This window comes from Rothia similimucilaginosa, assembly GCF_029850985.2.
Classification (GTDB): domain Bacteria; phylum Actinomycetota; class Actinomycetes; order Actinomycetales; family Micrococcaceae; genus Rothia.
In genome coordinates this window covers 1,658,972-1,670,649 of the sequence record NZ_CM138149.1, presented here as the reverse complement: position 1 = coordinate 1,670,649, position 11,678 = coordinate 1,658,972, and the positions used below count along the sequence as shown (strand labels likewise).

Genomic DNA, 11,678 nt, shown 5'->3' with positions numbered 1-11,678 from the left:
TCTCACTCAAAACGGAAGGAAAATTATGAAGACTACCCCCCGCTACAAGGCTGCGGTTATTATTCCCTCTCGCGGTGGTGCAGACATTCTGCATTACCCGCTGGATGCGCTTGCCGCCCAGACCGAGAAGGACTTCCAGGTTATCGTGGTCCTCGACGGCGATATTGATAACAGTGAAGCTGTGCTTGACCGCTACATTGCAGAAGGCAAGCTGAACCTGACCAAGATCGTTTTTGAGGAGAACCGCGGTCGTGTGGCAGCGCTGAATGCTGGCCACCGTGCGGCTGATGCGGATATCCTCATCCGTTGCGATGACGATCTTGAGCCTGCTGCTGACTATGTCGAGGCGCAGATTCACCTGCACCGTGATTATGACGGCGTGATTGGCACCTTGAAGAACGTGTACCCGGACACGCCCTATTCTCGTGTGTACGGTAACTTCCGCGATGCACGATTCAAAGAAGGCGCCCTCAGCGTAGCTGAAGAAGGCCGTTGGCTGTACTGGAACGGTAACTCTTCTATCTCTGCGGAGTACTTTGACCGTACCGGCGGATACGACCCTGCGTACCGTCTCTACGGGTGGGAAGACGTAGACATGGGCAAAATGGTCCATGACGCTGGTGGCCGCATCATCATCTCTGATGAAGTTGAGGTCAAGCACTATGCAGAGGCTACCACCACTGCTGTGCGTGCTCTGCGTGCCCTGCACTCGGGCTCTGCCCGTACCATCTTCGTGCGTAAGCACGGCGAGGAAGCACACCCCGCCCCGAACCCGATGGGTCCTTGGGGTTTGCTGGTCAAGATCCTCGCTTATTTCACCACCGAGAAGACCATTAAGGCTCTCGGCGATGCGAGCGATAAGATTCTGCTGAAGCTACCCACTAAGGCAGCTGAGAAGCTTGTGGCGTTGCAGGTTGAGGCTGCATCCTACGCCGGTATTCACTATCCTGAGCGAGCTCAGAAAGTTTTCTAGGAGGAAAAGAAAATGTCACTCACTCAGCTCTTGACCTCCGCTCCGGTTACCGGACCGAAGAACCCCGACGCGGTGCTTGCGGATATACCGAAGAGCCTCAAGAAGCTTGGTCGCCTGGCGCGCCGTTACGTGCCGCTGGTCAAGCCTGAGGCTACTGAAGAGATTGCAATTGCCCACGACTATCTGACTCAGCGCGGCGGCGCGGAGCGTGTTGTTCTGGCGATGCACCGTGCGTTCCCGGATGCACCGATTTACACTACTCTGTACGACCCGGAGGGTACCTTCCCCGAGTTCAAGGACGCGAAGATTATCACGAGTCCTTTGAACAAGATTGGTTATCTGCGTCGTAACCACCGCATGGCTCTGCCGATTTTGCCGTTTGCTTCTTCTTTCTTGAAGGTGCCGGCTGAGCGTGCTGTGGTATCGACGACCGGTTGGGCGCACGGCTTCAACTTCGCCGGCCGTAAGTTCATTTACTGCCATTCACCGGCGCGTTGGCTATACCTGAGCGATCAGTACCTGGGCGAGAAAAGCACCGGCCCCGTGCCGCTGCTATTGAAGACCCTGCGTCCTGCGCTGATGCTCTGGGATCACTGGGCGGCTCACCGCTCGGCGGTGTACGTGGCGAACGCGAGCGTGATTAAGAAGCGCATCGAGAACGTGTACGGCAAGAAGGACGTTCCGATTTTCTTCCCGCCGCACTCGGTAGAAACCACCGCACCGGTTGAGCCTATTCCGGGTCTGGAAGAGTTCACCGAATCGGACGATTATTTCCTGATCGTTTCTCGCCTGCTACCCTACAAGAATGTTGATAAGGCTATTGAAGCCTGCAATGAGTTGGGCAAGAAGCTGCTGGTGATTGGTCGCGGTCCGGAGAAGGAGCACTTGGAAGCGCTTGCGGGCCCGACCGTTCGTATCGTTTCGGGCGTTTCGGACGCGCAGCTACGTTACGCGTACCGTCACTGCCTGTCACTGCTGGCTATCTCTTATGAGGACTTCGGCATTACCCCGCTGGAGGCAGGTGCTAGCGGTAAGGCTGTGATTGCCTACCGTGCGGGCGGCTTCCTGGATACCATTCAGGAAGGCAAGACCGGTATGTTCATTAACCAGCCGACCGTGGAGCAGCTGGTGGAAGCTCTCAAGGCTTTCAACCCGGATGACTGGGATGCTGACTACATCCGTGAGCACGTTGACGGTTTCTCGGAGGCTCGTTTCATCACCCGTCTGAAGATGTACGTGCAGGCTCTGCCCGAAGACTAAAAGAGCTAGACGGCTCATAAAGAAGGCGGGGTGGTAGAACTATAAAAAGTTCTACCACCCCGCCTTCTTTATGCATTCTGAGAGCCCTAGCGGGCTTCTAGGAGCCCCTTGGAGAGCAACTCCGGAATAAAACCCTCAATCTGCGGTCCCATAATCTCTACGGGCTGTTCATACATTTCACAGAGCGCATCGATAGCATCCTGCAGAGACATCGGATCTTCAAAAATACTCCAAATAATGGAGGCTGAATCCTGTAGAACAGACAGCTCACCGTTGGCAAGATTCGCGAGATAAGTTGCCGTGGGGGAGTACTTAGCGAACTCTTCAGAATGAACGTACGCGATGTTCTCGGGGATACCGTATACGGTCTGACGGAAATCTACTGGATTGCTCATTTATTCACCTTGATTCCGAAACGTTCAAAGAACTTTGCACGTATTTCTGCCTTAGTGGGGGTGCGTCCCAGCTGCATCGCCAGGTGGTCCTTATTTACGAGGAAAATGTTCTTGAGGGTGCGTAGCTTATCGTGCAGGGTGGTCGCTGACTGCAGGCGCCCAATCCACTGAATATAGTGGGGCACATCCTGGGAGACTGAGAGCCACAGCAGATAGTCGCGGTCGTCACGGTACTGCTCCAGACCACCCATAGCCGCGCTATATGCGAGGGATGAGTCAAGCTCCTCGGCACGGGCTCGCAGGCGCTGCCAATCGCTATAGGAGAGTAGAGAAACCAGATAGTTAATATCCGCGCTGTAGCGTGATGCCGCACGGGCGCGGTGAAGCACCACGAGAAGACGTGCGTCCAGATCGCTGGGAACAGCGCAGGGATGGTGAGCAATCATACGGGTCTTACGTGCCGCCCAGACACGGTCAAACGCCTTCTCATAATCGCCGTGGCGTCCAAGACCGGGGAAGAAACGATGAATATCGGTTAGGCCCCATGAAGCGTGGTAGAGCGTCATTGCGTGCTCGAACACTGAGCCTGTCTCGAAGTGCGCTTGAATACGCCATCCATCTGCCAGAAGAATCTCTACAAAACGGTCCACATGAGAGGGACGGATCAGCAGGTCGGCGTCGGAGCTGTACCTACCCTTGCGGTAAATTTCCTGAGAGAAAGCGTAGCCTTTGACATGCAGAATATCGATTGAGTGCATGTCAGCCATTCGTTGGAAGTAGGCGTGCGCAAGCCGAATCCGTGCCGCCAGAGGAGTAGTCTGCGGCTCCGGGGTATTGGGTGAGTGAGTGGTCACAATAGCCTTTCGGTGCACATGTATACCAGATAAGTATAAGGCGGGACGGGCAGAAAAACTGCCCATCCCGCCCTAAGTCGCTCCCTAAGATTTAGGGTGCTTATTACGTTATTACTTCTTGGTCAAGGACTTCTTAGATGACTTCTTATCGTCTTCCTTGCTGTAACCGTAGTAGGTTGCATAACCAACGTAAGCGCTTGAGTAACCGAAGCCGTAGTAGGAGTTACCGAGGCCCTTACGAGGTGCACGGTTCAGAACCATACCGATGAGGTTTGCGTTGACCTTCTTTAGAATGTTGGAAGCTTCAGCCATCTGCTCACGGTGGCTTCGGCCGATAGAAGCAACGAGAATCACGCCATCCACGGAGTGGGAGAGCAATGAAGCGTCGGTCACGGGTAGCAGCGGCGGAACGTCAACGACTACGATGAACTCTTCGGAAAGCTCATTGATCAGCTGGCGCATCTTATCGGAGCCCAGAAGTTCGGAGGGGTTCGGGGGGATACGACCTGCAGGAAGGACGAAGAGGTTTGATTCACCGAGTTGGTGCACAGCGTTAGCGATCTCAACCTGGCCAGCCAGAACCTGGGTCAGGCCAACCTTAGCGTCCAGCTTCAGCTTCTTAGCTACGGTGGGGCGGCGGAGGTCGGCGTCAATGAGGATGACGGGCGAACCCGCATCAGCCATTGCGCGAGCCAGAGACAGCGACACGGTCGACTTACCTTCACCGGGCACTGCGGAGGTGACGATGAACGAACGCGGGGGGGTATCAACATTCACGAAGCGTAGGTTGGTGCGCAGCTGACGGATGGATTCCTGTGCAATGTGGTCGTCAGTGTTGCCGTTAACGATGTTTTCTTCGTTCAGGTCGTCACTAACAGGCAGAACGCCCAGGACGCTTGCACCGGTTGCCTTGGTAGCGTCGTCACGGGTACGGATGCGCTGATCCAGTGCACGGCGCAGGAAGATTGCCGCGTAGACCAGAACCAAACCGGCACCAGCACCCATGAGCACGTTCTGCTGGTAGTTCGGAGCTATCAGCGGAGGGTTTACGCTTGCGTTATTCAACGGAATCACGCGAATGGTGTTGCCTCCAGCAGGTGAAGCAGCAGTATCGTCGCCATTTACCAGAGCCTCAGCGTTACCGGGGTTCTGCTCAATTTGCTTGATATAGTCCGCAGTAGCCTGCAAAGCACTGTTAGCGAGCAACTGTGCGTTTTTTGGCGAAGAAGCTTGCGCGTTCACGGTAATCAGTGCAGTATTTTCACCTGCAGCTGCAGTGAGGCTTGCGCGAATCTGGCCGGTAGTCAGGGACAGCTCAGGGGTGTTCTGCTTAATCTTCTGTGCCACAGCCTCAGAGGAGACGATAGCTGCGTAGGCGCGAGCGCGATCCTTAGCGGCCGAAGAGCCTGAGAGAACATCCACCGTACCGGATTCACCCACGGTCACGTAGCCCGAGGCCGATGCGGCGTAGACCTTCGGCTGGAGAGAAGCATAGCCGAAGCCCGCTGCGGCACCGACAACGATGCCAATGATCAGCAACCAGAGGTTAGCCCTCGTGGTGCGGAAAAATTCCAAAATGGTCATGGTAGTGAGAATACTCCAGAAAGTTTGAGTTAGTGTACCTGCGACGTGGAGTGTTGTTGCAGACGGTGAAGGGATAGGAAAATCCCCTGGTGTTTATTAGCGGAACAATCCGAGCAGGTAGCTACCGTAACCGCTCTTGACGAGGGGGGTAGCAATGTCGCGCAACTGCTCATCGGAAAGCCAACCGTGGCGCCACGCAATTTCCTCCGGGCAACCAACTGACAGGCCCTGACGGCTCTGAACAGTGCGGATGAAGTTACTGGCGTCAGCTAGTGAATCAAAGGTTCCGGTGTCCAGCCACGCGGTACCGCGAGGTAGAACCTCTACCTTCAGTTTACCCTGTTCCAGGTAGATGCGGTTGAGGTCAGTGATTTCCAACTCACCGCGCGGGGAAGGCTTGATCTGACGTGCATACTCTACAACCTTTGAGTCGTAGAAGTACAGACCCGGAATAGCGTAGTCGCTCTTGGGGTTTTCAGGTTTCTCCTCAATGGATAGCGCGTTGAAGTCCTCATCGAACTCCACCACACCGTAGGCGCGAGGGTCAGCAACCTGGTAAGCGAAGACAGTCGCGCCGTCCTTCTGCTCGTAGGTGGCAAGCTGAGTGCCCAGACCGGGACCGTAGAAGATATTGTCACCGAGCACGAGCGCTACAGGGTCATTGCCAATAAAGTCGGCACCCAGAATGAATGCCTGTGCCAGGCCATCCGGAGAAGGCTGCACCTTATATTCGAGATTAATACCGAAACGGGAACCGTCACCGAGCAGTCGCTGGAACTGCTCCTGGTCGGCAGGAGTGGTAATAATCAAAATATCGCGGATACCCGCCAACATGAGAGTGGACAGCGGGTAGTAAATCATCGGCTTGTCATAGACCGGAGTGAGCTGCTTGCTAATACCCTGAGTGATAGGGTGCAAACGGCTTCCGGTACCGCCGGCAAGAATAATTCCCTTCATAACTTCTTATTGTGTCATGTTTATCTCTTTGTTGAGGCATAAAAATCACTGTTTAGCCAGGTAAAATCTACCGTATGACTCACATTCTTGTTACCGGCGGTGCCGGTTTTATCGGTTCGAACTTTGTTCACCACCTCATCGATAACACTGATCACACTATTACTGTGCTAGATAAGATGACCTACGCCGCAAACGCCGCGTCTTTGGAAGGTCTTCCTGAATCCCGCTTCAAGCTCGTTGTAGGCGATATTGCCGACCGCGGGCTGGCTGACGAACTGGTCGGTAAGGCAGACGCTGTTGTCCACTACGCTGCGGAATCACACAACGACAATTCTCTGTCTAACCCCGAACCGTTCATCCACACTAACCTCATCGGTACTTTCACCCTGCTGGAAGCAGTCCGTAAGCACGGCACTCGCTACCACCACATCTCCACCGACGAGGTCTTCGGTGACCTTGAGTTGGACGATCCGGCAAAGTTCACCGAAACCACTCCCTACAACCCCTCTTCCCCATACTCCTCCACTAAGGCAGGCTCCGACCTGCTCGTGCGTGCATGGGTCCGCTCCTTCGGTATTGAAGCAACCATCTCTAACTGCTCCAATAACTACGGCCCCTACCAGCACATCGAGAAGTTTATCCCCCGCCAGATCACTAACATCCTCTCGGGTCTGACCCCGAAGCTGTACGGCGAGGGCCTGAACGTTCGTGACTGGATTCACGCATCCGATCACTCTTCTGCTGTGCTGCGCATCCTGGAGCAGGGAAAGATTGGCGAAACCTACCTCATCGGTGCAGACGGTGAAGAGAATAACATCACCGTTCTGCGCACCATCCTGCGCCTGATGGGCAAGGATGAGAACGATTTCGAGCACGTGGTTGACCGCCCCGGTCACGACCTGCGCTACGCAATCGACGGTAGCCGCCTGCGTGCAGAGCTCGGTTGGGAGCCGAAGTTCACCGACTTCGAGTCCGGTCTTGCCGACACCATTAAGTGGTACACCGAGAACCGTGGCTGGTGGGAGCCCCTGAAGGCTGAAGTCGAGGCTAAGTACGCAAAGGCAGGTCAGTAATGACCAAGGAACTGAAGGTTACTGAAACCGAGATTCCGGGTCTGCTCATTATTGACCTGCCGGTTCACGGCGATAACCGCGGCTGGTTCAAGGAAAACTGGCAGCGCGAGAAGATGCTCGCAGCTGGTCTGCCCGACTTCAACCCCGTCCAGAACAACATCTCGTTCAACGCTTCGGTAGGTACCACTCGCGGTATCCACGCCGAGCCGTGGGATAAGTACGTTTCTGTTGCGACCGGCCGTATCTTTGGCGCGTGGGTTGACCTGCGTGCCGGCGAGTCCTTCGGCAAGCTCGTCACCGTGGAGCTGGGCCCGGACACCGCAATCTTCGTGCCCCGCGGCGTGGGTAACTCCTTCCAGACCCTGGAAGAGAACACTGCCTACACCTACCTGGTGAACGACCACTGGTCGGCGGACGCAGTATCCGGCTATAGCTTTCTGAACCTTGCCGATGAGACCGTTGCAATCGACTGGCCCATCGACCTGACGAAGGCAGAGCTCTCCGAGAAGGACCGTAACCACCCACGTCTGAACGAGATCGAGCCCCTGGAGGCCGATCCGATCCTGATCATTGGCGCGGGCGGTCAGCTCGGTACCGAGCTGGTTCGCCAGCTCACCGAGCAGAACGTACCCTTCCTGACTGTGGATCGCGACCGCCTCGACCTGGGCAAGCCCGAGCAGTGGCGCGATGCATTCCGTTGGCGCTCCTTCCGTGCGGTCATCAATGCTGCAGCGTACACCGCAGTGGATCAGGCTGAAACCCCCGAGGGTCGCCGCGACGCCTGGGCAGCTAACGCCCTGGGCGTGAGCGCTCTTGCCTCCATCTGTGAAGAAGCTAACCTGCCGCTGGTTCACGTATCCACCGACTACGTCTTTGACGGCTCCCTGCCCCTGGGTGAGGAATACCCGGAGAATTATCCCCTGGCGCCGCTGAGCGTCTACGGCGCGTCCAAGGCTGCTGGTGAGGTTGCCGCTGCCGCATGGCGTAAACACTACATCCTGCGCACCAGCTGGGTTGTTGGTGCCGGCAAGAACTTCGTTGGCACCATGGCGTCCCTGGCTGAGCGCGGTATCGACCCGTCCGTGGTTGCCGACCAGTGGGGTCGTCCGACCTTCACACAGGATCTGGCAGCAGCTGCCCTGTACCTGCTCTTCTCCGGCGCTGAATACGGCACCTACAACGTGTCGAACACCGGTGAAGTCATCAACTGGGCACAGTTCGCTCGTGCAGTGTACGAAGGCACCGGCCACGACCCGGCACGAGTCAGCGACACCACCACCGAGGAATACTTTGCCAACGCTGAGCTCTTCGCTCACCGTCCGGCGAACTCGGCAATGGACCTGTCCAAGCTGATTGCTGCAGGCTTCACCCCGCGCGATCACCGCGAGGCGCTCGCCGCTTACCTTGCGGAAATGGGTTCCTAATCCTCGAGGATTTGGTCCTATATCTGCTGATAACAGCATAAAAGGCGTGAAAAGCGCCATATCACAGGTTCCCGGCCCTTGAAGATAGAGCCGGGCACCTGTACAATACTGTCTTGGCCAAGGCGGTGGAATACACGAAACGTGTAGGTCCGTAACTGACGGTGGCTGGTTGGAAAGAGATTTCTGGCGCCAGTCCCTATTCCACTTGGCGCATCACTTCTAACCAAGAAAGGGTGGACAACTCATGTCAGATACCATCAAAATTTCAGCTACCGTACGTAGCGACTTCGGCAAGGGCTACGCGCGCCGCATCCGCATGGCAGGCGACATCCCCGCCGTCATCTACGGCCACGGCGAAGAGCCCAAGCACGTAGTACTCCCCGGCCACGCAACCACCCTGGCTGCCCGCGTCCCCAACGCTATCCTCGACCTCGACATCGAAGGTGAATCACACCTCGCAATGATCAAGGACATCCAGCGTCATGCAATCCGCCCTGAACTGCAGCACATCGACCTGCTGACCGTTAAGCGCGGCGAGCGCGTTGAGATTGAGGTTCCTGTACACGTTGAAGGCGAGCCCGCTGTTGGCGCCGTTGCTAACCAGGAAGAAACCGTTCTTCTGGTTGAAGCTGACGCACTGAAGGCACCCGAAGCTTTGATCGTGAGCATCGAAGGCCGCGAAGCTGGCGCTCACGTTCTGGCATCAGACGTTGAACTGCCCTCAGGCGTAACCCTGGTTGCAGACGCTGAACTGCTGATTGTTAACGTTTCTGAGCCCGAGGAACTCGACGTTCCCGAGCCCGGTGAAGAAGGCGAAAACGCACCCGAGGGTGACATCGTTGAAGCTTCCGAGGAATCAGATCAGGCTGGCGAAGCTCACGACTCAGATAACTCAAAGCACTAGACCGCGCCCTGCACCTAGCGCAACAGTGATTTGTGGATGGCCCGCCACTACCTCTCTTCTGAGGTGGTAGCGGGCCATACTCATAGAATGGTGTAAGTCCATGAATTTTCTAAAAACCTTTTACAGCGCCGTGGAAAGGGCGAAGATATGTCTGATGCGTGGCTCATTGTTGGTCTGGGGAACCCGGGCCCGGAGTACGAGAAAACCCGCCATAACATCGGCCAGATGGTGGTTGATGAACTGGCGCGTGAAGTAGGCGGTGGCTTCAAGAAGCACGGACGCGCGCGCGCCCAGGTGCTGGAAGGACGTTTGGGTATAGGCGGGCTCAAGGTAGTGCTGGCCAAGCCCCTGACCTATATGAACACCTCGGGCGGCCCGGTATCGGCTCTAGCCCAGTTCTACGATATTAACCCCGACCGTATCATCGCGGTGCACGATGAACTGGATATCCCCTTCGACACCATTAAGCTCAAGATTGGTGGGGGAGAGGGCGGTCATAACGGTCTGCGCGATATCACCAAGGCGCTGGGTACCAAGGACTACTACCGTGTTCGCACCGGCATCGGTCGTCCTCCCGGACGCATGGACACCGCAGACTTCGTGCTCAAGCCTTTCAGCAGCACCGAAGCGAAGGACCTGCCCTTCCTCATCTCAAACGCAGCGGATGCAACCATGATGCTCGTGAAGGAAGGCTTGCTGGCAACCCAGCAGCGCTACCACGGAGCAGGCTCCTAGCCGTCTGACCCGTACCGAGTAAATGCTGAACTGAGGTAACGCATGATGCGAGCTGATGCGTGAACTAGGCTCTACCTAACTATGCAAGAGCCAGATGAGGGAATAAGCTAGAAAAGAATGACGTTATACGCTCCACGACGGGAAAATACCCGACCCGTGGAGCGTATGAGCGAGAGAAGAAGGTACCCGTGGCTGAATACTCCACCCCCGCCAATACCCCCCTGAGCGACGACATCGTACGCCAGCTTCGCCAGGACTTCCCGATCCTCAACACTGAGGTTAACGGGCACCCTTTGATTTATCTGGATTCGGGGGCGACCAGTCAGAAACCCCTTCAGGTTCTCGACGCAGAACGCGACTTCTACCTGCACGCCAACTCTGCCGTACACCGCGGCGCCCACACTCTCGCGGTCGAAGCAACCGACCTGTTTGAGGATGCGCGCATCACCGTCGCGAACTTCGTCGGTGCCACTGAGGAAGAAATCGTGTGGACCTCCAACGCAACCGAGGCGCTAAACCTGGTTGCCTACTCCATCGGCAATGCCTCCCAGGGCATCGGCGGTTCCGCCGCTGAGCGCTTCGTGCTGAAGCCCGGCGATGAAATCGTCACCACGGAGATTGAGCACCACGCGAACCTCATCCCCTGGCAGATTCTTGCACAGCGTACCGGCGCGACTCTGCGCCACATCCCCTCCACCGAGGACGGCCAGCTCGACTACGAGGCAGCCGAGAGCATCATCAACGAGAAGACCCGCATCGTGGCCTTCACCCACGTCTCGAACGTGACCGGCGCGATTACCGATGTGCCCCGCATGGTCGCCATGGCACGCAAGTATGGCGCGCTCGTCGTACTGGACGCCTGCCAATCCGTACCGCATATGCCCGTAGACTTCCACGCCCTGGATGTTGACTTCGCGGCGTTCTCCGGCCACAAGATGCTGGCACCCACCGGTATCGGTGCCCTCTACGGCCGTGCTGAACTGCTCGAAGCTCTGCCGCCCTTCCTGACCGGTGGCTCCATGATTACCCGCGTGGGTCTGCAGGATGCCGAGTACATGCCCGCCCCCATCAAGTTTGAGGCAGGTACCCAGCGTGTCTCGCAGGCAGTCGCTTTTGCTGCTGCTGTGTGCTACCTGCAGCACCTGGGCATGGAGAATGTTGAGGCGTGGGAACACGAACTGGGTGCCCGCCTGGTTGAGGGAGTTCAGAAGATTGAGGGTGTGCGCCTGCTCGGGCCCACCGACCCCACCAAACGTGCCGGCCTGGTATCCCTCGCTATTGAGGGTGTGCACCCGCATGATGTGGGTCAGCTGCTCGACACCCAGGGCATCGCCGTGCGCGTGGGTCACCACTGCGCCCAGCCGCTGCACCGCTGCGCAGGCGTGACCGCCTCGACCCGCGCCTCCACCTACATCTACAACACCACTGAAGATGTGGATGCTTTTCTGAAAGCACTTGCCAAGGTGCGCCCCTACTTCGGCTTTTGAAGCAGATGCGTTAGAAGCTAACGTCCCAATTT

The 11,678-nt window shown here is 56.8% G+C and carries 11 protein-coding genes; 7 read left to right on the top strand and 4 right to left on the bottom strand.

Going from position 1 to position 11,678, the window contains the following annotated elements:
- Positions 1 to 25: 25 nt before the first annotated feature.
- Positions 26 to 973: a glycosyltransferase family 2 protein gene (locus QFX07_RS06870; RefSeq protein WP_279754314.1), complete on the top strand. Its 948-nt coding sequence runs from the start codon at positions 26 to 28 to the stop codon at positions 971 to 973.
- 12 nt (positions 974 to 985) lie between these two features.
- Positions 986 to 2,233 carry a glycosyltransferase gene (locus tag QFX07_RS06865; RefSeq protein WP_279741828.1) on the top strand — a complete coding sequence of 416 codons (1,248 nt, stop codon included), beginning with the start codon at positions 986 to 988 and terminating at the stop codon, positions 2,231 to 2,233.
- Positions 2,234 to 2,319: 86 nt separating this feature from the next.
- Here the strand turns inward: QFX07_RS06865 and QFX07_RS06860 are convergent, their stop codons facing one another.
- From QFX07_RS06860 to rfbA, 4 genes are all read right to left on the bottom strand, one after another.
- A complete protein-coding gene (locus QFX07_RS06860) occupies positions 2,320 to 2,628 on the bottom strand; it encodes a PqqD family protein (RefSeq protein WP_279741830.1) in 309 nt (102 codons plus the stop codon).
- Complete coding sequence (locus QFX07_RS06855) at positions 2,625 to 3,386, bottom strand: nucleotidyltransferase family protein (protein ID WP_280928140.1); 762 nt, start codon at positions 3,384 to 3,386, stop codon at positions 2,625 to 2,627. Before QFX07_RS06855 ends, QFX07_RS06860 begins: the two co-directional genes overlap by 4 nt.
- Positions 3,387 to 3,593: 207 nt before the next feature.
- Positions 3,594 to 5,066, bottom strand: a complete 1,473-nt coding sequence (locus tag QFX07_RS06850; RefSeq protein WP_279754316.1) for a tyrosine-protein kinase domain-containing protein — start codon at positions 5,064 to 5,066, stop codon at positions 3,594 to 3,596.
- A 96-nt stretch (positions 5,067 to 5,162) separates the two neighbouring features.
- Positions 5,163 to 6,023, bottom strand: coding sequence for a glucose-1-phosphate thymidylyltransferase RfbA (gene rfbA / locus QFX07_RS06845; protein WP_279754317.1), 861 nt, complete (start codon positions 6,021 to 6,023; stop codon positions 5,163 to 5,165).
- A 74-nt stretch (positions 6,024 to 6,097) separates the two neighbouring features.
- Here rfbA and rfbB point away from each other — a divergent pair, with 74 nt between their 5' ends.
- From rfbB to QFX07_RS06820, 5 genes are all read left to right on the top strand, one after another.
- Positions 6,098 to 7,096, top strand: a complete 999-nt coding sequence (gene rfbB / locus QFX07_RS06840) for a dTDP-glucose 4,6-dehydratase (protein WP_279741838.1) — start codon at positions 6,098 to 6,100, stop codon at positions 7,094 to 7,096.
- Entirely contained in the window at positions 7,096 to 8,520 is a 1,425-nt protein-coding gene (rfbD, locus tag QFX07_RS06835) for a dTDP-4-dehydrorhamnose reductase (RefSeq protein WP_279741839.1), read from the top strand. The genes rfbB and rfbD overlap by 1 nt, the downstream gene beginning before the upstream one ends.
- A gap of 244 nt (positions 8,521 to 8,764) precedes the next feature.
- Positions 8,765 to 9,424 carry a 50S ribosomal protein L25/general stress protein Ctc gene (locus tag QFX07_RS06830; protein ID WP_279741840.1) on the top strand — a complete coding sequence of 220 codons (660 nt, stop codon included), beginning with the start codon at positions 8,765 to 8,767 and terminating at the stop codon, positions 9,422 to 9,424.
- A 147-nt stretch (positions 9,425 to 9,571) separates the two neighbouring features.
- Positions 9,572 to 10,159, top strand: coding sequence for an aminoacyl-tRNA hydrolase (gene pth, locus QFX07_RS06825; RefSeq protein WP_279741842.1), 588 nt, complete (start codon positions 9,572 to 9,574; stop codon positions 10,157 to 10,159).
- Between the two features lie 188 nt (positions 10,160 to 10,347).
- Positions 10,348 to 11,646, top strand: a complete 1,299-nt coding sequence (locus QFX07_RS06820) for a cysteine desulfurase (RefSeq protein ID WP_279741844.1) — start codon at positions 10,348 to 10,350, stop codon at positions 11,644 to 11,646.
- Positions 11,647 to 11,678: the final 32 nt, after the last annotated feature.